This is a genomic window from Reichenbachiella sp., assembly GCF_039944555.1.
GTDB lineage: Bacteria > Bacteroidota > Bacteroidia > Cytophagales > Cyclobacteriaceae > Reichenbachiella.
Map to the genome: position 1 here is coordinate 177,972 of NZ_JBDUYN010000001.1, position 21,206 is coordinate 199,177.

A 21,206-nucleotide genomic window follows, 5' to 3' on the forward strand; every position below is an offset into this window, starting at 1 on the left:
CTTTTAGTTCTTAAGCAATGGCCTTAGCTATTGTCTCTCCGATATCCGCAGGAGATTTTACCACATGCAGACCGCATTCAGCCATAATCTTCATTTTAGCCTCGGCTGTATCGTCAGCTCCACCAATGATGGCTCCGGCGTGTCCCATTCTTTTGCCTTTTGGAGCTGTTTGCCCCGCAATAAAACCAACCACAGGCTTTGGATTACCTTGAGATTTAATCCATCTGGCTGCGTCAGCCTCATAATTACCACCAATTTCACCGATCATAACTATGGCATCGGTTTCTGGATCGTTCATAAGCAATTCTACAGCAGCTTTTGTAGAGGTCCCAATAATAGGATCTCCACCAATTCCAATCGCTGTGGAAATACCCAAACCTGCTTTTACCACCTGATCAGCAGCTTCGTAGGTCAAAGTTCCTGATTTAGACACGATACCAATTCTTCCTTTTTTGAAAACAAATCCTGGCATGATGCCTACTTTGGCTTCTTCAGGAGTGATTACACCAGGACAGTTCGGTCCGATAAGTGTTACCTCTTTGTTTTCAAGATATTTTTTTGCAGCAACCATATCCTTCACTGGAATCCCTTCGGTGATGGTAATAATTACCGATATGCCCGCATCTGCAGCTTCCATAATTGCATCCGCAGCAAACGCCGGTGGTACGAAAATAATTGAAACATTAGCACCAGCCTGATCTACAGCTTCTTTTACAGTGTTAAACACTGGTTTGTCCAGATGCGTTTGTCCACCTTTTCCAGGAGTCACTCCACCTACTACGTTGCTTCCGTACTCGATCATCTGCGTTGCGTGAAAGGTACCCTCAGTGCCTGTAAAGCCCTGAACTATGATTTTTGAATCTTTATTTACTAATACGCTCATGCTATTTCAATTTTGTGCAAAAATAGGATAATATATGGCATAACCAAAGGCAAGAAGAAGAGTTAATTGAACTTAGAAATGGGTATCAATTTGATCTTCAAATCCAGCCAGCAACAATCGACTATTGACAACCGTCACTGGACTAAGAAATTACTTTATTTTCGTGTATACCACATCCATATATTTGTCGATGAACTCGCGAACACAGCCATGTCCGCCATTGGATTCCAGGACAAGATCCACATAGGATATGACTTCGTTAGCTGCGTCAGCTGGGCAGGCAGAAATCCCTACTTTTTTCATCGCCGGAATGTCGTTTAGATCATCGCCAATGAAAGCGATCTCATCCATGTTCAACCCTAGCTCAGTACACCATCGTGCTATAATTTCGTCTTTTTCATCGAGGCCAGTGTACACATGTGAGATACCCAGCATTTTACCTCGGGCTTCAATGGCTCCAGCAGCAAAACTGTGGCTGACGATACCCACTCGAATTCCTTTCTTGACCAGCATTCGAATACCAAGTCCATCTCTGGCGTGAAATTGTTTGAATTGATGCCCTTCTTCAGTAACGTTGATGCGGCCATCTGTCATTGTCCCGTCTACGTCAAGTATGAGCATTCGTATTTTGGCAGTATAAATCATGAGTTGTTTTTTTGGTTCACAAATTCATTACAAAGAAACCATCAATATTGGCAATTCAAACTAAAGCTGCTTTGCATTTAAGAGGCTAACCATTACGCTTTAGCGAAAAAATATAAGGAGCTGGACTAGAAAAGTTTTACCGATTACAATTATTGCTATATTGGCAAACTCAAAAGAGTGTGCAGCCAGTCTTAATCAAGTGCTGCTTAAAAAAAGAATAAAAGTAAGCATATGTCTACAGCAAATACAGTGAGTCAGGAAAATCAGAGTAATCTGGTGCCTATGATGATAATTGGTGGCCTATTCGCCATATTCGGTTTTATCACCTGGGTCAACGGACCACTTATTCCGGCCATGCAATCTATTTGCCAATTGTCCGATGCCGCCTCATTTCTCGTGGCTTCTGCTTCCTACATTTCATTTTGTGTCATGGCATTGCCGGCCTCTTATGTATTGAGGAAAATTGGATATAAGAGCGGAATGTCACTCGGCTTATTTTTGATGGCAGCAGGTGCTTTGGTTTTTGTTCCGGCCGCCTGGACAAGAATTTATCCTTTATTTCTGGCTGGTATATTTATTCAGGGCACTGGTATGACGTTGCTTCAAACTGCGGCCAATCCATATATTACCATTCTCGGTCCCATTGAAAGTGGTGCTAAAAGAATTGCTATCATGGGAATATGTAACAAGGCAGCTGGAGCGATCGGCTCAGTAATTTTCGGAACCCTGCTTTTGGCTGGCATGAAGGAAAAAAATGAGCTTCTGGCTTCAGTATCTGGTGCTGAGAAAGAAGCCTTGCTGGACAGCATGGCCAGCGGAGTAGTGGCACCTTATGTTGGTATGGCCATTGTTTTAGCCCTTTTCGGACTACTTATCAGAAAAGCCCCGATTACCGATTTAGAGACAACGGAAGAGACCGTGGAAGGCGAAGCCGTAAAGACCAGCATTTTCCAGTTCCCGCACCTTTGGTTGGGTGTATTAACTCTTTTCACTTACGTAGGGGCTGAAGTAATTGCCGGCGATTCCATCATCAAATATGGCATTGCACTAGGTCTTGAAAATTCTGAATTTTTTGGATCATTCACACTCATCGCCATGATCATTACCTATTTGCTCGGTGTATTTTTGATACCAAAATACATTACACAGGAAACTGCGTTGAAGATCAGCGCAGGCTTAGGAATTGTCCTGTCTTTTGCAATTCTTACTACAACAGGTTTCATTTCTGTGCTATTCGTGGCCTCACTGGGTATTGCGAATGCACTGGTATGGCCTGCCATTTGGCCGCTTGCTCTCAACGGCCTCGGTAAGTTTACAAAAACCGCATCTGCCTTGTTGATTATGGGCATATCCGGAGGGGCAGTTATCCCTCCGCTATATGGAGCACTGGTGGGGTCAAAAAAATCTGCACTATTGGCCTCTGGTGTGTTAGAATCAACAGCTGATGCCACTGCCGCGACCAGTAGCTATTGGATTCTTCTGCCTTGCTATGCAATGATATTATACTATGCCTTTGCGGGCCACAAAATGGGTCTAAAGAAGGCTTAAGACGTAAGACAAATTAAGACTTTGGGTTAGATGGCCGTCCTGATAAAGATTAGGGCGGCTTTTTTTGTTTGCATTTGGAAATGCCTTCATTCACATTTTTTTGTTCGAAAACACCCCATTTTTCCTACCTTGCAGGTTTTGAACTAATTACAACATAAAAATGATAAGATATAATACCTGTGTAATAGGCATAGCAGCACTTTGCACGATGGCTTTGGTAAGCTGTGAGCCGAACAAGGATGCAGGAATGGAAACACCTGAAGTGGCCAGCCTGGACCTTTCTCTACGCGATACCACCGTAGCGCCCAATCAGAACTTCTATCGATATGCCAATGGCGGCTGGCTGGATAAGACGGAAATTCCTGCGGACAGATCAGCATGGGGAAGCTTCCATGAATTGTTCGAGAACAATGAAAAGGTCTTGAGCTTTGTGCTTGAAGAGGCTACTAAAGGAGAAATTTACGACGAGAACTCCAATGAAATAAAGGCAGCTAATTTTTATACCTCGGCTATGGACTCACTGGGGATTGAAAAGATGGGTGCCGAACCACTTAAACCTATGCTTGCACAAATTGATGAGTTGCAAAGCAAGGCTGATCTGGAGTCGACTTTGTCTGCCTTGCAAATGATAGGCATTACCCCATTCTTCAATATTTTTGTGGGGATAGACGACAAGCAAACCGACAAATACATCATGAACCTGACTCAGTCAGGACTCGGTCTGCCAGACAGAGACTATTACTTTCGGGAGGATAATACAGGCAAGGATATTATCGCTGGCTACAAAGCTTATATAGCCAAACTGTTTGTCCTCGTAGGAGAGGATTCAATAGCGGCGTCAGCACAAGCCGAAAATATATTTGCCTTGGAATCTAAGATGGCCGAGCAGTCCATGACAAGATTGGAAAGAAGAAACCCTGAGACTACTTACAACAACATCTCCCTGGCTGATCTTCAGGAAAGAAGCGCTTGGATAGACTGGAAATCATTCTTTGCTGGAATAGGAGTTGATGAAATCAGCGAGATCAACGTCAATCAGTTGGAGTACATATCCAATATGCCTGAAATAATTGCTACCACTGACCTTGCTAGTATTAAAGACTATCTAAAATTGAGGTTTGTAAGCAGCAGTACAGGCTATCTATCCAATGACTTTGTCATGGCAGGATTTGACTTTTACAGCAAGCAACTATCGGGACAACAGGAAATGCGACCCAGAGCGAAAAGAATGGTGAATGCTACCAACCGTAATCTTGGTGATGCTTTGAGTAAACTATATGTGGATGAAGTATTCCCTCCTGAGGCAAAAGAAAAGTGCTTGGAGATGGTAAACAACATCAAGGCAGCCATGCACAAAAGAATTGACCAATTGACATGGATGAGTGAGGAGACCAAGCAAGAAGCTCATATGAAATTGGATAAGCTCAAAGTGAAAATCGGGTATCCGGAAGAATGGGAAGACTATAGCAGCCTCGAGATATCGAAGGACAACTATGTTCAAAACAGATGGAATGCTAATGTTTTTGCCAACAAAGAGAACTTTGGAAAGCTTGGTCAACCTATTGATCAGGACGAATGGTTTATGGCTGCTTCACAAGTAAACGCCTACTACAATCCTCCTGCCAATGAAATCGTTTTCCCGGCAGGTATTCTTCAGCCTCCGTTTTACAATTATAAGGCTGATGAGGCGGTGAATTATGGTGGTATTGGTGCAGTTATTGGCCATGAAATCACACACGGATTCGACGATCAGGGAAGAAAATACAACCATGAAGGCGAACTGAAAGATTGGTGGACGGAAGAAGACGCGGCTGAGTTCGACAAACGAGCAGAGGTGATGGTAGAGCAGTACGATGCATTTACCGTTCAGGATACGCTCAATGTCAATGGTAAGCTGACACTCGGAGAGAACATAGCTGACTTGGGAGGGATGCTTATTGCCTATGATGCCTTGCAGATGTTTTACGAGAAGAATGGTCGCCCCGAAAACATAAATGGGATGACACCCGAGCAAAGGTTCTTTATGTCACAAGCAACATTGTGGAGAGGCAAATACAGACCACAATTAGAGCAAAGACTCTTGATCGGAGATACACATTCACCAGGTAAATTCAGAGTAAACGGCCCGCTTTCAAGCATGACCGCATTTTATGAAGCCTTCGGCATAAACGAAGGAGATCCATTGTGGAGATCTAAAGAGCAAAGAGTTGATATTTGGTAGATTCTAGATATTTGAATTTAAGGCCGTCTCGATGAAAATTGGGTCGGCTTTTTTTGTTCATAACGATAAATAACCGATCGTATATATATTTTGAGGTAATGCTGACTTTTATATTAAATTGTCTGGCTGAACAAATCAATAATTAACCATGACAAAACTCAAAGCCCTACTTAACGCCGCCGGAGTACTGTTCTTAGTGTTCATATTAGCTTGTGAACCAACAACTCATAGCTCAAAAAATGCACCTGGTATCGATATTTCATTGATGGATACTACGGTCAATCCAGGTGATGATTTCTTCAAATATGCCAATGGCAACTGGCTCAAAAATGCTGAAATTCCAAGCGACCGTGGAAGATGGAATAGTTTTGATGAAGTAAGAGATGTAAACAGCAAAACGGTATTGGAAGTATTGGAGAAGGCTGCAAAGAGCGGGAAATATGAGCCTGGAAGTGACCAAATGAAAGCAGCTGACTTCTATAGTGTGGGAATGGATTCGCTATTGGCTGAAAAAGTCGGTTTGGACCCAATTAAACCCAGGCTCGACATGATCGCGGCCATTGAGAATGTAGAAGACATTCAAAAATATTTGTCAAGGCTGGAGACCTATGGAGGTGGAGGCATCTTTTTTAACTTTTTCGTTATCCCTGATTTAAAGAATAGCAAGGAGATGGCTGCCTATCTGAGCCAGGGAGGATTAGGATTGCCAGACCGTGATTATTATACAAAAACTGATACTAAGTCAGTCGATATCAGGGCCAAATACCTACAGCACGTGGCTAAAATGTTGCAGTTTTTGGGAGACACAGAAGAGGATGCTATGGCTCAGGCCGAAAGAATTATGGCGCTGGAGACTCGTCTGGCGGAGGCCTCAATGACGAATGTGGAAAGAAGAAATACGCCTGCCCTGTATAATAAAATGTCATTAAATGAATTGGGCCAGAGAGTGCCATCTATTGATTGGCCGACATATTTGTCAGATTTGGGTGTACGCAACGTGGACACACTTATCGTGATGCAACCTAAATTCATGGAAGAATTCGAATTGATCACTAAAGAAGTTCCTCTTTCAGTTTGTAAGGAATATCTGAGGTGGCATTGTATTGGGCGTGCTTCAGAATATTTGAATTATGAAGTTGTCAAAGCCGATTTTGATTTCTACAGCAAGGAGCTAAGAGCTGTTGAACAAATGAGACCAAGATGGAAAAGAGTGATTGGTATGACCAGCGGTGTATTAGGTGAAGCTATTGGAAAACTTTACGTGGAAGAAGTCTTTCCGCCTGAAGCCAAAGAAAAGGCGACTGCCATGGTGGCCAATGTCATGGAGGTCTATGCTGAGAGTATTAAATCGTTGGACTGGATGACAGACTCAACGAAAACGAGGGCATTAGAGAAGCTCGATAAGATGTCAGTGAAAATTGGGTATCCGGACAAATGGATCGATTACTCAACCATGGAAATTAACAGTGACCCTGAAAAATCATCTTACTACGACAATGTGCTCGCGGCAAGAAAATTTGATTTTGAATATGAACTGAACAAATTGGGTAAACCAGTAGATAATACCGAATGGGGAATGACTCCTCAGACGGTCAATGCAGGCTATCACCCGTTGTACAACTCCATCACGTTCCCTGCCGCTATTTTGCAACCACCCTTCTACAACTATATGGCGGATGAGGCGGTGAACTATGGTGGTATTGGAGCAGCCATAGGACATGAGATTTCCCATTGTTTTGATGATAGTGGAAGTCGATTTGATGCCGATGGTAACCTGAGTAACTGGTGGACAGAATCTGACGCTAAAAATTTCAAAGAAAGGACCAACAAACTAGTTGCCCAATTCGATGCTTACGAACCTCTGGATAGCGTTTTTGTGAATGGTGAATTTACTCTCGGGGAGAATATTGGAGATTTGAGTGGACTAAAAGCCTGCTATTATGGCCTTCAGAAGTATCTGAAAGAAAATGGAAGACCTGGCTTGATCGATGGATTTACTCCAGAGCAAAGGTTCTTTTTGAGCTGGGGCACCATCTGGCGCGCTAAATACAAGGACGATAACTTAAGAACCCTGATCAATACGGACCCTCATTCTCCCGGCATGTATAGAGCCAATGGACCCATTTCGAACATGCCTGAATTCTATGATGCATTTGACGTCAAAGAAGGCGATGCTTTATGGAGACCGGAAGAAGAAAGGGTAGTGATTTGGTAAATCGCTGATTTTGCGTTAGATTTTCCTTTTACATCAAAACCACAATCGTATGGGAAAAGGAGACATCAAAACCAAAAAAGGGAAAATTAGTAAGGGCTCTTTTGGAGTCAGTCGACCACATAAAAAGAAAGCCGTGGTTGAAGAAAAACCAAAGACCAAAAAGAAAAAATAGTCCTGAATTTCAGGACTATTTTTTTATCCGCTCATAAAATCGATGGCAATTTGATAATTTAGCGGTTCGTTTAAGTATCCATGCAAAAAGCTATTTTTATTTTCCTGGTTTTTCTTGGGATTACCCTTTCAAATGGGGCTAATGCTCAGCGCAAAACCTATTTGGGCGTGAAAGGCGGATACAACCTGTCGAAGGCCTACTTTTTTCATTCTTTTTTTGGTTCTGATATAGTTACCGGGTTTGAAAGCGGTTTTCAGGGTGGGATTATAGCCATGAACTATCTTAGGAATCACGTAGGTCTGCAAGCCGAGTTACTTTATTCCCAAAAGGGCTGGAGGCAGAAATTCAGCAATGGTGAACCGGATTTTGTAACCGAACTCAGCTACGTCGAATTGCCACTGTTGGTCAATATCTATTCTGGCAAAGATCGATTGCACTTTTTTGCCAATGGGGGCTGCTTTGTCGAATATCTGGTCAACGTAAAACAGAGTGCGACTCCGTCGGATGTAAGTGGACAAGAATTTTCTCCGTTTGAGGAGTCCAGAGACAACAAATTCGGATATGGATTCCGTGGAGGCATCGGAACGTTCTATGACTTTAATTTTGGGACCATCTTACTTGAAAGCAGCTTTACCTATAGCTTGAGTGACATGATGGATGCAGGCCAATTGAGTTCCCATACATCTACTGATCACATCCCAACAACATCGAAAAATATGGTTATCGGATTTTCTTTGGCCTATATGTTCTCGTTTGGAGAGCTGTAGGAATCCTCCTGCCATCAGCTTATCTTTATAGGTGATTCGAATGACGACATTCCCATGAATATAAGATTCCTGAAGTATTCCATTGTTTTTATTATACCCATGGTGGCTTACTTTTCCATCAGTTCATCAGGATGGTGGACTTTTAGTACGGTAATATTGGTTTACGCATTGCTGCCGCTGTTGGAATTTCTTTTTAAGCCCAATGAAAAGAACTTAGATAAAGCAGAAGAGGAATTAGTCGCTGAGGACAGGGTATATGATTATCTGCTCTACCTGGTGGTACCCGTGCAATTTGCCTTGCTATACTACTTTGTTTCTGTCATAGGCACTATTGAGAGCACCGGACTAGAACTGGCTGGCCGTATTTTTTCCATGGGCATTACCTGTGGGGCATTAGGCATCAACGTAGCTCATGAGTTGGGGCATCGCAAGGGCAAGTTTGAACAGTTTCTAGCAAAAGCCTTATTGCTCACTTCATTATATATGCATTTCAATATTGAGCACAACCGCGGTCATCATAAGAATGTTTCAACCCACAAGGACCCATCTTCAGCCCGACGAGGTGAGTGGGTGCATTTCTTTTGGATTCGGTCGATGGTGATGGGCTACATATCCTCATGGAAAATAGAGGCCGCAAGACTGAAAAAGATGAGTGTTGGTGTCATTTCCCTACAAAACGAAATGCTGAAATTTCAAATCATTCAACTGGCGTTCATAGCAGCTATCTATTGGAGCTTTGGATTAATATCCATGCTTTGTTTTATAGCCGCAGCTCTGATAGGCATTATCCAATTGGAAACGGTAAATTATATAGAGCACTATGGTCTCAGCAGAATTCAAAAAGACTCAGGTCAATATGAACGCGTTCAACCCTGGCATTCCTGGAACTCTAATCATACATTAGGCAGACTGTTTCTATTCGAACTATCCAGACATTCAGATCATCATTTTTTAGCTAGTAAAAAATATCAAATCCTACAGCATCATGATCAAAGCCCACAAATGCCCACAGGGTATCCGGGTATGATGCTTTTGTCTCTGGTGCCGCCACTTTGGTTTTGGGTCATGCACAGACAAATAGCCGGTATCTCGACGGATATGGAGTAGAATTACCGCCTCACATACTTTGAGACAAGCTCCAGGGTGAGCTGTCTATCCACAACATCTTGGAACTGATTCAGGAAAAGACCTCGAAACAATAATTTGATGGTTTTTTTGTTCTTGTCAAAAGTAAAATCAATCCATTCAACAAATAATATAAAAAAACAGGTAGAAAAAAATGGGGTTTTTGTATTTTAAAGCAGTTGGCCCGACAGATAGACCTAACCGATTTGTTTATTTGGAAATTATCACATAAACCGGTGATATCTTGTGAGCACTCGAATAGGAAATGGTTATTATAAGTTGCTGTTTATCTTAGCAGTCTTATCAATTGGGAAGGAGGTACGGATGTATCCGATGCATTTGTAGGGGCCTTGGGTACGGCCTATGTGAGTTACCGAATTGACTTTGATAAATTGATCGGTCATGGTGCTCATTTTGGAGACACGCTGACACTGCATATCAAAAACCTTCAGGATCAGAATGGTAATATTTTAATTGCGAAGGACAGACGCCTGGTGTTTACCATAGGTAATATTCGGTCAGGTGTGTCCACAGTGAGGATTGATAGAAGCCTCCGACTATTTCATTGGGTTTACGTTTAATGAGAGCATTGCTCTGGGCGATTCAACAAAGATCATTTTGAAAAATGAAGCAACCGATGGTACCAGGAGTGTAATAGATGCCAGTTTGTACGATGTGGTGGCAAGTGGCAGCAATCTTCAAGTCTGGCCATCGCAGTCACTCAGGGCCTTCTATACTGTTCAGGATCCGCAGTCCGTTTATTATAACGCCAAACTTATGGTCGAGGTAAGGGCATTGGTAGATGAAGTGGGTAACGAGCTGGAAGTTGAGTATCAAAGCGGAACTCTCAACAATTTTGCAGAATTCTTTACCATGTATCCGAATTACGCTCCACCTGCCGGTGCGCGGCAGCTTACAGACATAGCAGCAGAGCGGATAGAAACCGGAGAAGTAGCCGTAAACTGGGCGTCCTATGAGAGCTATGATGAAACCATGCTCGAACGTTCAAGAGATGGCCTGAATTTTACCGAAATAGCCAGGTACAATGGCAACATCGATAGTCATATGGATGAAGTCAATTTCAGTAAAGTGGTTTTCTATAGGTTAAAACAAACAATAGATACCACTGTATATTACTCCAAAACGGTAGCCGTGGAGACTGACAATCTAATTCCACTTTTGGTTACCTATACCTACCCGATGCCATTTGACGGTAGAGAGTTTAGGCTATCGGTATTGACCAATAATCTGGAGGAAGATCTCAGAATCCAGGTCATGAATACTACGGACAGGGTGATAGCTAATCAATCAATTAGTGCAGAGACCTTAAATAATCTTAATGTAAAGATCGGCTTTGACGAACCATTGAAGCCAGGCATCTACCACATGCAAATGGTGCAGGGAAAGAAAAGGAGCTATCAGAAACTATTAGTAGTTAATTAATTACCATGGATAAGAAGGAGTGGATAGACTCCTTCTTATTTTAAGATACAGCAAGCAAGTAGAGAGATTCACTCAATTCAAATGTGATTTATAGCAACAGTAATTGAAATAGAGTGGATTGTGGCCGGCGAGCAGATGGTTCGTCGGCCTTTCTTTCACCATGAATCTTGAACCTCTGATCCAGGAAATTGAAGAGGTCAAATAAGGCTTTTTATCTCCCTCCTTTAATGCTCAATCCAATACTGCGATATTATTTGTGGCCCTTCACATTTTGATAATCGAATAAAATACATGTGAATTTATGTCGAAGCAAGCCGAGGTCCTGAACATAGGATACTTCATCATGACACATTATTTACAATTACATTGCCCATTGAGGCAAATCCTTGATCGTGATGCCATTTTTAACCTAAGGTTCTCAATGAATTGGATCACTTGGAAAGAGAAAATTCATCGGCGAAGAATTACTATTACAGCCTCGCAAACTTCCTTACAAACTCCAGTGCACGCTCATCCATCCATGAAGTCTTAGCTCCTGGCTTATAAAAACCAACATGCCCCCCGGCCCTTGGTGTTTCCAGATGCAAAAAGTCATGATACTTACATGCTTTGTATGGATAGCACTCCTTACCAAGTAACGGGTCGTTTTTGGCATTTACAATGAGTGATGGAATTCTGATACCGGGGTAGTGAAGATCCGAAGTGGCTGTCCGATAGAAATGCCTGCTGTTTTTGAACCCATGCAGTGGAGCCGTATATCGTTCATCAAATTGTCCAAAAGAAACGATTTCGTCAATGCCGCGAATGTTGATTTCATTAGGGTATTGCTTGTGCTTTTGTTTGACCTTTTTAATCATCTTCTTCAAAAAGCGCTGCTTAAAAAACCAATTTTCTTTGAAGGTCAATTGATGAGCACTGTCCCAAAGATTGCAGGGTACCGAAAAGGTAGCCGCGGCAACAATATGAGCGGGAACATTTGGGCCATTTTCACCTAGGTACTTAAGTGTGGTACTACCTCCCATGGAGAAACCGACGAGTACCACTTTCTTATATCTCCGGGTCGCAATGGCATGAGTAATCACCTGCTCCAGATCATCTGTATCTCCATGATGGTAAAGTCTTAGGTTTTTGTTTATTTCTCCGCTACAAGACCTGTAGTTCCAGGCCAGTACATCGTATTCATTTTGGTTAAAATGGCGAGCACAACTTTTTACATAATGTCGGTAGGAATTGCCCTCCAGGCCATGAGAAATAATAACCAGGCGCTCATGACCGGACTGAATCCAATCCAGATCCAGAAAGTCCTCGTCCGGAGTGTCAATTCGTTCGCGCGAATAACGTACTCCACGAACCTTTCTAAACAGACTGGGAATGATGGTTTGGAGATACCCATTTTTCCAAAAATCCCCGGGCCTACTATATGACGAATTTTTAATCAAAGACATAATACTAGCTACAATTTATAAAAAGTTACTTAGGTATCTCACATAAAACATTAGGGTATAATTGTCTATACAGAATTGCGAAGCCATTATCTTATGCTTTTGAGGTAAAAAAGTATATTTTAATTCCATTTCTCATCTAGTCTTACTCTATTTTTGGAAGCACAAAAGGAAAAAATATGGCAGATTTTGTTCTCGGTATTGATATAGGGGGTACTTACACCAAGTATGGTCTGGTAGACAAAAAAGGTAAAGTGGTTGACGAAGGCGCTTTCAATACTCATGCTAAAGAAAAAATCGAGATTTTCTTAAAAGAGCTCAAAAAAAATATATCACCCGTAGTCGAAGGTAAATCTGTCATTGGAGTAGGAGTAGGTGCCCCAAACGTTAATCATTTTGATGGAACCATCAAGCAGGCAGCTAACATTCAATGGGGAGATGATGTGCCCTTGAAAAAACTGATTCAGCAAGTATTTGACCTTCCAACTGCGCTGACTAATGATGCAAATGCTGCCGCCCTGGGAGAAATGAAATATGGAGGGGCTCAGGGCATGAAGAATTTTGTTGTTTTTACCTTAGGAACTGGATTAGGAAGTGGGTTTGTGGTGAACGGCGAACTGGTTTATGGCAACAGCGGGTTTGCGGGTGAGATTGGCCATGTGAGTGTTAATCCGGACGGGAGATTTTGCGGTTGCGGTCGTCGGGGTTGTTTAGAGACCTATGTTTCGGCCACGGGCATCAAAAAGACTGTATTTAAGATGATGGCCGACTACGCACGGCCCAGTGTTTTACGAGACGTGAGTTACAATGACATGACGGCAGAGATGATTACCAATGCCGCACGGGAGCATGATTATATTGCTATCAAAGCATTTGAATATACGGGACAAATTTTCGGACAGAAATTAGCAGATACCGTTGTTCATACCAGCCCTGAAGCCATATTCTTATTTGGAGGACTGGTTAATGCTGGTGATTATTTACTGGATCCGGCTGTTTATTACATGGAAAAATTCATGTTCAAACCATTCAAAAAATCGGTTAAACTACTTCCATCTGCTTTAATGGACAAAAACGCTGCGGTTCTTGGGGCAGCGGCTCTTGCCTGGGATGAATTAGGTGATAAATGATAGCCATGCTGGCGTAATTTTTGCTTTAAGCTGTGGAGAATTACTTGATATTATGACTGCCAGGTTACTCCGGATTATTCTTCTTTGTTTACTCACTTCATCTATTCAGGCCCAGAAGCTGACGCTGCGCGACCAGAAAACCAAGGACCCTATTAATAAAGCCTCAATTCTCCTTCAAAACTCAAAAAAAATACACTTTAGTGATGCAAGTGGCCAGGTGAACTTTGTAAAATCAGAAGCGAATGAAAGATTAATCATTGATCATCCCGCTTATAAGTCTCTACTACTCCAGGGTGTGTTTGCAGATAGCACCGTCTATCTGACAGAGCAAGTGATTGAAATAGATGAGGTTGTCATCTCAGCCAATAAATGGGAGCAAGATCGAGCTGAAGTACCTAATGAAATTTTAAACATCAGTGCCAGGCAAATTGAACAGAACAACCCACAGACCGCTGCAGATATGTTAGGTCAGACCGGACAGGTATTTGTACAGAAAAGCCAAATGGGAGGAGGAAGTCCGATGATTCGAGGTTTCTCAGCCAATTCCGTATTGATCATGATGGATGGCATCAGAATAAACAACGCCATCTATCGCGGAGGTAATTTGCAAAATGTAATTATGCTGGACCCTAATCTTCTTTCGGGATCGGAAGTTATTTTTGGACCTGGCTCCTCTGTTTATGGAAGTGATGCGTTGGGAGGAGTGATGGATTTTCACACCATCAGACCTTCATATACAGATCAAAAGCAACTTGAATCACATGGAGCAGGAATGATGAGATTTTCTACTGCCAATTTGGAGCGTACGGCACACTTTCATGTAAATGTTCAAAACCACAAATGGAGCAATACCTTCGGATTCACATTTGGTAATTACAGTGATTTAAGAGCTGGAGGCAATCGCCCGTCAAAATATCCCGACTTCGGAAAAAGATTGGAATATGTAGAAAGAATGAATGATCAGGACATGGTCGTCATCAATGATAAAATAAATAAACAAAGGTTTTCCGGATATGAGCAATACAACCTGATGAACAAGTTGAGTCATAGGTTGTCTAATGGCTCTACTCTGACGCATACCTTGTATTATACCACTTCGTCAGATATTCCCCGCTACGACCGATTGACTGAAAGGGATGATGCAGATGTTTTGAAAAATGCGGGCTGGTACTATGGCCCTCAGAGATTTTTACTTAATGCACTTACCTTTTCTAACTACAGTGCTAATTTTTTTTATGACGGGATAAGAGTCATTTTGTCAAACCAATATGTAGAAGAAAGTCGGAATGACAGAAGGTACCAGTCTGCCAGCCTTAGAACTCGAAAAGAAGAGGTATACGTCTATGCTCTAAATATTGACCTGGATAAAAAGATTTCTGATAAGAGTGAGTTTTTTTATGGCACTGAGCTACTGGCCAATACCGTTTCGTCAAGTGCTCAGCGCAAGGATATTGATACAGAAGAAATAACTGCCGAAGCCACAAGGTATCCTGATGGTGGAAGCGAATATCTGTCAGCCGCCGCATATGGTAGTCTTAAACACAGAATTAACGAGAAGGTGGTACTGTCTTCTGGTGTGAGATTCACATATGTAAATTTGAAATCGAAGTTTGAGGACAAAACATTTTATAACTTTCCTTATGATGAAATTGAGTTGACAAATGGCGCACTCAGTGGATCTCTTGGGGTGGTTGTGAGCCCAATTAAAAACCTAAGATGGAACCTCTTATTCTCTACAGGATTTAGGTCTCCCAATGTGGATGATGTTGGAAAAGTGTTTGACTCTGAGCCTGGTAGTGTCGTTGTTCCCAACGAAGATTTATCCTCAGAATACACCTTCAATTATGAAACAGGCATCAATTGGAAAATTGCCAATCGCGTTACCTTAGATGGGAGTGTGTACTACATTCAATTAAGAGATGCTATGGTTCGACGATCATTTCTGTTCGACGGACAATCAACTATCATATATGATGGAGAGGTTAGCGATGTGGAGGCTCTTGTCAATGTAGGGGAGGCGCACATCTGGGGATATTCTATAGGCCTTTCAGCCAAATTATCTGAGCACTTTATATTGAAAGGAAGAGTCAACAACAATGATGGAGAGGATGAGATCGAACACGTACCACTCCGACACACCAATCCTATGTTCGGAAATGTATCCTTAAGTTATCGGTCAGACAAGTTGACCATAGAAGCCTATTCCGATTTTCAGGCCAAAAGAGCCTGGGAAGATCTTGCACCTAGTGAACAAAATAAGGCTTATTTGTATACATCTGATGGGGCACTGGGATGGTATACCATAAATCTAAGATCTCTATACCAACTAAATGATGAACTGAGCCTGACAGCTTCAGTAGAAAATATTTTGGACAAACATTACCGTCCATATTCTTCAGGCATTAGCGCTCCGGGGATCAATGGTATCATTAGCGCCAGATATACTTTTTAAATTGATGCTATGCATGTAATCAGTCAAATAGAAAAACAGGAATACCAGGAATTGATAGAAGTTTGGGAAGCCTCCGTCAGAGCTACGCACGATTTCCTGCCTGAGTCCAGAATTTTGGAGCTCAAACCTTTGATTCTTGATCAATACTTTGATGCCGTTCAATTGTGTGGAGTTAGAGAAGAAGGTAGAGTCCTCGGTTTTCTTGGTATCCATGAAACAAATATAGAAATGCTATTCATTCACCCCGAATCCAGAGGAAAAGGTGTCGGCAAAGCACTATTACTTCATGCCGTCAATGCCCTGAGGTGTACCAAAGTAGATGTGAACGAGCAAAATCAACAAGCCGTAGATTTCTATTTGTATATGGGATTTCAGATTGTAGGCAGATCCCCGCTAGATGGACAAGGGGAGCCTTATCCTCTATTACATTTAGAACTAAACTGAGATAATTATACAGACGGCTGTCCTGAATTTCATCTTTCATTCGTCATTTATTAAATTTAACATTGTCCTACTGAGGCTCGCGAAGCGGACGACTCGTTGAATACATAAATGCTGTTATATGCCTACCGTCAGATTTACTGCAAACCTTAAGCGATTTTACCCGGATCTGTCTGAGGTTAAGTTGGATTCTTTAGATCTCAATGAAATTCTTACGGAACTAGAAAACAGGTACAAAGGGCTCAAAGATTATGTAGTCGATGAGCAGGGGCAGCTCCGCAAACATGTCAATATTTTTATTGGCGATGAGCTCATTCGTGACCGTGAGACACTAAGCGATACCATTGGTCCGAACGACGAAATATACATCATGCAAGCTCTATCAGGAGGCTAAAATCAAACCCAAATCAACATGCCAAAAAAGAACCTATTACTCGGAACAAGAAAAGGACTAATTACCTACCACAGAGAAAATGATAGCTGGAAACATCAGTCTACCCATTTTTTGGGCATTCCTGTCTCACTCACATTGGTCGACGAACGCACAGACACCTGGTGGGCCTGCCTGGATCACGGGCATTGGGGATGCAAGCTGCACCGATCTTCAGATCAGGGTACTACCTGGCAGGAGATAGAAGCACCGAAGTTTGATGAAGGGATGGAAATAAAAGAAGGCGTGCCCGCTGCTGTCAAGTATCTGTGGGCATTTGCACATGGTGGTGAAGATAAACCTGGTGTTTTATACCTGGGTACAGATCCGGGGGCCTTGTTTCGCTCCGACGACAATGGAGACTCCTGGCAATTGGTAGAGTCTCTTTGGAATCACCCTTCACGGGAAAAATGGTTTGGTGGAGGCCGAGACAATCCCGGAATTCACTCAATCGTCGTAGACCCAAGAAACTCAGATCATCTCTATATAGCCGTGAGTTGCGCAGGGGTATTCGAATCATATGATGCAGGAGAAACCTGGAAGTCTGCAAACAAAGGACTTAAAGCCGATTTTCTTCCTGATCCCAATTCTGAAATTGGTCAGGATCCACATATACTCGTAGCATGCCCATCCAATCCGGATGTGCTTTGGCAGCAAAACCATTGTGGAATTTTTGTAACCGCAGATGGCGCAGAAAACTGGAAAGAAGTGAGCCAGGAAAATGGGCCTGCCAATTTTGGCTTCGCCGTAGCAGTCAAAGAAGACAATCCCGACCAAGCCTGGGTCGTACCTGGAATCAGCGATGAGATTCGTGTAGCCGTAGATCAGGCTTTAGCTGTATGCAGGACGGATGACGGCGGCAAGACCTGGAAAGAGCAAAGAATCGGATTGCCACAGGAAAACTGCTTCGACATCGTATATCGACACTGCTTGGCAATCGACGATGATTCACTCGTATTTGGTACGACCACCGGCAATGTGTATTATTCCAACAACTTAGGAGAAAACTGGCAATTGTTATCTTCAGATTTGCCCATGGTCTACTCAGTAGAGCTGGCCTGACGGCTGTTTAGGGTTTATGTGAGTTCGTTTTTCAATAACAAACCGTCTATCCTTTTCTCAGACCTCCTTCCATGCCCGTTTTGGTTTTTAAGGATGATAGTTCCTAATTTGCTGGAAACAAAATTAACCTCATGAAGAAGCTGTTCATACCTTTTGTCGTCTCGTTGGCATTTTCTTTTACCGTAAGGTCGCAATCAATTGAAGTGGACCTCAAGGCGTTGGATACCTATTTTGAAAAAATGACTCAAGATTGGGATGTGCCAAGTATGAGTATCGGTATCGTGAAAGATGGTGAATTAGTCTTTGCGAAAGGATATGGTGTGAAAGAAGTTGGTAAGAAAGGAAAGCCGGATAAGAACACACTATACGCCATTGCCTCTAATTCAAAAGCCTTTACCTCTGCTATTATTGCGCAACTGGTTGAAGAAGGCAAGCTCGATTGGAATGACAAAGTCCGGGATCATTTGCCTTATTTTGAACTGTATGATTCCTGGGTAAGTGCCAATACTACCATTCGTGATATACTTAGTCATAGAGTAGGGTTGGGTACCTTCAGCGGAGATGTAATCTGGTACAAAGCTGATCTGACTGCAGAAGAAATTGTGAGAAAAGTGAAAAATATTCCTCCTGCCTATGGTTTTCGTGCAGGTTGGGGTTATTCCAATGTCATGTATATCACCGCAGGTGAAGTCATCCGAAAGGTGACCGGTAAGAGTTGGGCGGATAATGTGAAAGAACGTCTGTTGAAACCACTTGCCATGGACAGAACCATCACCACGCCCAAGGAGCTGGAGAGTAAGGGCAATTATGCCACTCCTCATGCCAGAAGCGAGGAGAAAAACGTTCCTATCGTTTGGGAGGACTGGGAAGAAATAGGAGCATTAGGTGGTTTGATCTCAAGTGTTGAGGACCTGTCGAAATGGATGATCATGAATATGAATCATGGATTAAATGGCTCAGACACACTTTTTAGCCGGCGCTCGAGAAATATGATGTGGAAACCACACAATAACTTTACTGTAGATCATACGAGCCCCAATGATTTCAATCGTCATTTTAGCGGCTATGGATTGGGCTGGGGATTGAGTGACTATCAAGGCAATTTAAGGGTGGGCCATACGGGTGGCTATGATGGCATGCTCAGCGCATTCAATATGATTCCTGATCAGAAGCTCGGGGTAATTGTACTGACCAACGGTATGAAAAGCCCGATGATGGCAGCTACCTACTATGCGTTGGATAAGTTTTTAGGCGTAGATGAGCAGGATTGGTCTAAGAACCTCCTGAATCAATCTGCCAACAATGAAGATACCCGGATTGCCGAACGTAAAACCAGCAGGGTAGAAGGAACACTACCTTCTCTAGATTTGGAAAAATACAGCGGAACATACCTTGCTGATATCTATGGAGATATTAGCGTGTCATTAAAGAACGGCGAACTCAGGTTGAACTTCGAGCACGCCAAGGCCTTATCTGCAACACTCCGTCATTGGCATTATGACGTATGGGAAATTGATTGGGATATAGAACATGCCTGGTTCAGTTTCGGTACGGTACAATTCAATATGGATAATAATCTTAAGATTGAAAAAATGACTTTTGATGTGCCCAACGATGATATCTTTTTTGAAGAATTGAAGCCGATAAAAATCAAATAGTCTTAACGAATGATTGTACGGCAGGGACCCGGAACGATAGAATTCTAATTAATTAACTCGCCTTTTTCGAGCTTCTTTTTTATATCTGTCAATACATCATCCAGCTTATCGGCAGAGTAGTGCAGGTGATCAATCATCTCTGCCTTCTCCTCTTCTTGCACGCCACTCTTAAGCAATTTGGTTAGACCAAGAATATTGGCCAGAGGACCTCTGACGATGTGAGCGTTCAGGAACGAGTACTCCTTGAGTTTCACGTTTTTCTTTTGGATTACGCTTGTTCGCTCTTCAACCATTTGTTCAAGGTTGTTATTCAAAATTTCCAATTCAAGAGCCTTTTCTTTTATTTCACCGTTCTTGTCTTTGAGCAAGCGATTCAAGCGGGATTGCCTCTTGACCTGATTGTAAAACAAAACAGCTGTGACTGAAATGAGTAAAAGAATAAGCCCAATACCAGCGATGATAGTTCGTTGATATCTAACGATTTTCTCACTCAGCTCCTTTTCCTTGATCAATTCTTGGTGAACTCTTTCTTCTTCATCAAGTTCAAACTTTGCTTGAATGGTTTGTAGTTGACGTTCTTTGGCCAGATCAAAAATTTCGTCTTTTAACTTGTCGTACGCATGCATAGAGGCGAATGCAGTAGTAAAATCTTGTCGTGCCGAATCAATCTTATACCTAAGTTTCATTGCTTCAAGTTCAAGATCTTTTGCATTGATAGTTCTTGCATTTGATATAGCATCAATGATATGCTTTCGAGCGACAATGTAATCATTGGTTTCAAATGAAATTTGGGCTTTTTCTAATGCAACTTTGGACATGCCAACATAATCTTCAAGAGAATTCCAGATCCGGTTGGCCAAGTTGAGGTAGATAAAAGCCGGTGAATAGTTGGTTTGTTTGGCATACACCTTGCCTATTCCTGTTTGGGCGTGTGCAATCGCTTTCAGCCTGTTTTCCTCCTTAGCCATTTTTTCAGCTATTCTGAAATGAGTGATTGCGGAATCGAGGTGTTGAAGTCGATAATAGATTTCGCCAAGATTCACATGTGACATAATGGGATACCGCCCCTTCAGATACTTATTTTTCAAATCGAGAGACTTCTTATGATAGCGCAGAGCTTCAGAAAACTGGAGCTTTTTCTCATACAGTTCTCCGATGTTATTGTATGTAATGAAAATTCCCATTTGGAATCCCGTATTTTCATAAACTTCAAGAGATTTTAGATAAAAATCGAGAGCGCCATCATATTCGCCAATAGTAAGAAGAGAACTGCCGACCAGATTGAGCCCTCTGGCATATCCATTTAAATAATCTATTTTTTTTCCTAATTCATAGCCAAGAGTAGCATATTTCCTTCCTTTGTCAGGATCAGTGTTAATGATCTCAAATGCGATCAAATTGTAAAGATCAACCTTGACAGAATCCTCTCTTGAGTAAGATTTAACGACCTGTTCAAGGCTGTCTATTCTCTGTTGTTGAGCCGATAGTGAATGCATCAAAAGACTCAAAATCAGAAAGAAAAGGGTTCGGGCCATCCTTAAAAATAACCATTGAAGTTTAGCTATTCAACCA

At 42.2% G+C, this 21,206-nt stretch carries 17 protein-coding genes; 13 read left to right on the forward strand and 4 right to left on the reverse strand.

Features of this window, described 5'->3' with window-relative positions; all coding sequences use genetic code 11:
* Positions 1-10: 10 nt before the first annotated feature.
* Entirely contained in the window at positions 11-883 is an 873-nt protein-coding gene (sucD, locus tag ABJD64_RS00690) for a succinate--CoA ligase subunit alpha (protein WP_348182120.1), read from the reverse strand.
* A 150-nt stretch (positions 884-1,033) separates the two neighbouring features.
* Positions 1,034-1,528: an HAD-IIIA family hydrolase gene (locus ABJD64_RS00695; protein ID WP_348182121.1), complete on the reverse strand. Its 495-nt coding sequence runs from the start codon at positions 1,526-1,528 to the stop codon at positions 1,034-1,036.
* A gap of 231 nt (positions 1,529-1,759) precedes the next feature.
* Between ABJD64_RS00695 and ABJD64_RS00700 the strand changes: the two genes are divergently transcribed.
* From ABJD64_RS00700 to ABJD64_RS00730, 7 genes are all read left to right on the forward strand, one after another.
* Entirely contained in the window at positions 1,760-3,076 is a 1,317-nt protein-coding gene (locus ABJD64_RS00700; protein ID WP_348182122.1) for a sugar MFS transporter, read from the forward strand.
* 160 nt (positions 3,077-3,236) lie between these two features.
* Complete coding sequence (locus tag ABJD64_RS00705; protein ID WP_348182123.1) at positions 3,237-5,297, forward strand: M13 family metallopeptidase; 2,061 nt, start codon at positions 3,237-3,239, stop codon at positions 5,295-5,297.
* Positions 5,298-5,445: 148 nt separating this feature from the next.
* Positions 5,446-7,512: a M13-type metalloendopeptidase gene (locus tag ABJD64_RS00710; RefSeq protein ID WP_348182124.1), complete on the forward strand. Its 2,067-nt coding sequence runs from the start codon at positions 5,446-5,448 to the stop codon at positions 7,510-7,512.
* A 49-nt stretch (positions 7,513-7,561) separates the two neighbouring features.
* Complete coding sequence (locus ABJD64_RS00715) at positions 7,562-7,684, forward strand: 30S ribosomal protein THX (RefSeq protein WP_348182125.1); 123 nt, start codon at positions 7,562-7,564, stop codon at positions 7,682-7,684.
* Positions 7,685-7,764: 80 nt separating this feature from the next.
* Complete coding sequence (locus tag ABJD64_RS00720; RefSeq protein WP_348182126.1) at positions 7,765-8,451, forward strand: porin family protein; 687 nt, start codon at positions 7,765-7,767, stop codon at positions 8,449-8,451.
* Between the two features lie 54 nt (positions 8,452-8,505).
* Entirely contained in the window at positions 8,506-9,558 is a 1,053-nt protein-coding gene (locus ABJD64_RS00725; protein WP_348182127.1) for an alkane 1-monooxygenase, read from the forward strand.
* 636 nt (positions 9,559-10,194) lie between these two features.
* Positions 10,195-11,019 (forward strand): hypothetical protein, encoded by an 825-nt coding sequence (locus tag ABJD64_RS00730; RefSeq protein WP_348182128.1) that lies wholly within the window; start codon positions 10,195-10,197, stop codon positions 11,017-11,019.
* Positions 11,020-11,489: 470 nt separating this feature from the next.
* On the opposite strand, the gene ABJD64_RS00735 is transcribed toward ABJD64_RS00730, so the two are convergent.
* The gene (locus ABJD64_RS00735; protein WP_348182129.1) at positions 11,490-12,464 is read right to left on the reverse strand and encodes an alpha/beta fold hydrolase; all 975 of its coding nucleotides are present in this window, start codon (positions 12,462-12,464) and stop codon (positions 11,490-11,492) included.
* A gap of 176 nt (positions 12,465-12,640) precedes the next feature.
* Here ABJD64_RS00735 and ABJD64_RS00740 point away from each other — a divergent pair, with 176 nt between their 5' ends.
* The 6 genes from ABJD64_RS00740 (at position 12,641) to ABJD64_RS00765 (ending at position 19,634) form a co-directional block, all read left to right on the forward strand.
* Entirely contained in the window at positions 12,641-13,591 is a 951-nt protein-coding gene (locus tag ABJD64_RS00740) for an ROK family protein (protein ID WP_348182130.1), read from the forward strand.
* 52 nt (positions 13,592-13,643) lie between these two features.
* Positions 13,644-16,043, forward strand: a complete 2,400-nt coding sequence (locus ABJD64_RS00745; protein ID WP_348182131.1) for a TonB-dependent receptor — start codon at positions 13,644-13,646, stop codon at positions 16,041-16,043.
* Between the two features lie 9 nt (positions 16,044-16,052).
* Positions 16,053-16,487: a GNAT family N-acetyltransferase gene (locus tag ABJD64_RS00750; RefSeq protein ID WP_348182132.1), complete on the forward strand. Its 435-nt coding sequence runs from the start codon at positions 16,053-16,055 to the stop codon at positions 16,485-16,487.
* A gap of 118 nt (positions 16,488-16,605) precedes the next feature.
* Positions 16,606-16,878, forward strand: a complete 273-nt coding sequence (locus tag ABJD64_RS00755; RefSeq protein WP_348182133.1) for a MoaD/ThiS family protein — start codon at positions 16,606-16,608, stop codon at positions 16,876-16,878.
* Positions 16,879-16,896: 18 nt separating this feature from the next.
* Positions 16,897-17,976: a glycosyl hydrolase gene (locus tag ABJD64_RS00760; protein WP_348182134.1), complete on the forward strand. Its 1,080-nt coding sequence runs from the start codon at positions 16,897-16,899 to the stop codon at positions 17,974-17,976.
* Positions 17,977-18,107: 131 nt separating this feature from the next.
* Positions 18,108-19,634: a serine hydrolase gene (locus ABJD64_RS00765; RefSeq protein WP_348182135.1), complete on the forward strand. Its 1,527-nt coding sequence runs from the start codon at positions 18,108-18,110 to the stop codon at positions 19,632-19,634.
* A 44-nt stretch (positions 19,635-19,678) separates the two neighbouring features.
* Here ABJD64_RS00765 and ABJD64_RS00770 read toward each other — a convergent pair whose 3' ends face one another.
* Complete coding sequence (locus ABJD64_RS00770; RefSeq protein ID WP_348182136.1) at positions 19,679-21,130, reverse strand: tetratricopeptide repeat protein; 1,452 nt, start codon at positions 21,128-21,130, stop codon at positions 19,679-19,681.
* Positions 21,131-21,206: the final 76 nt, after the last annotated feature.

Coding starts and splice junctions, on each gene's coding strand:
- ABJD64_RS00720 (WP_348182126.1), top strand. CDS start 7,765: ATGCAAAAAGCTATTTTTATTTTCCTGGTTTTTCTTGGGATTACCCTT.
- ABJD64_RS00760 (WP_348182134.1), top strand. CDS start 16,897: ATGCCAAAAAAGAACCTATTACTCGGAACAAGAAAAGGACTAATTACC.
- ABJD64_RS00750 (WP_348182132.1), top strand. CDS start 16,053: ATGCATGTAATCAGTCAAATAGAAAAACAGGAATACCAGGAATTGATA.
- ABJD64_RS00770 (WP_348182136.1), bottom strand. CDS start 21,130: ATGCATTCACTATCGGCTCAACAACAGAGAATAGACAGCCTTGAACAG.
- ABJD64_RS00705 (WP_348182123.1), top strand. CDS start 3,237: ATGATAAGATATAATACCTGTGTAATAGGCATAGCAGCACTTTGCACG.
- ABJD64_RS00715 (WP_348182125.1), top strand. CDS start 7,562: ATGGGAAAAGGAGACATCAAAACCAAAAAAGGGAAAATTAGTAAGGGC.
- ABJD64_RS00765 (WP_348182135.1), top strand. CDS start 18,108: ATGAAGAAGCTGTTCATACCTTTTGTCGTCTCGTTGGCATTTTCTTTT.
- ABJD64_RS00725 (WP_348182127.1), top strand. CDS start 8,506: ATGAATATAAGATTCCTGAAGTATTCCATTGTTTTTATTATACCCATG.
- ABJD64_RS00695 (WP_348182121.1), bottom strand. CDS start 1,528: ATGATTTATACTGCCAAAATACGAATGCTCATACTTGACGTAGACGGG.
- ABJD64_RS00745 (WP_348182131.1), top strand. CDS start 13,644: ATGACTGCCAGGTTACTCCGGATTATTCTTCTTTGTTTACTCACTTCA.
- ABJD64_RS00735 (WP_348182129.1), bottom strand. CDS start 12,464: ATGTCTTTGATTAAAAATTCGTCATATAGTAGGCCCGGGGATTTTTGG.
- ABJD64_RS00710 (WP_348182124.1), top strand. CDS start 5,446: ATGACAAAACTCAAAGCCCTACTTAACGCCGCCGGAGTACTGTTCTTA.
- ABJD64_RS00700 (WP_348182122.1), top strand. CDS start 1,760: ATGTCTACAGCAAATACAGTGAGTCAGGAAAATCAGAGTAATCTGGTG.
- ABJD64_RS00755 (WP_348182133.1), top strand. CDS start 16,606: ATGCCTACCGTCAGATTTACTGCAAACCTTAAGCGATTTTACCCGGAT.
- sucD (WP_348182120.1), bottom strand. CDS start 883: ATGAGCGTATTAGTAAATAAAGATTCAAAAATCATAGTTCAGGGCTTT.
- ABJD64_RS00740 (WP_348182130.1), top strand. CDS start 12,641: ATGGCAGATTTTGTTCTCGGTATTGATATAGGGGGTACTTACACCAAG.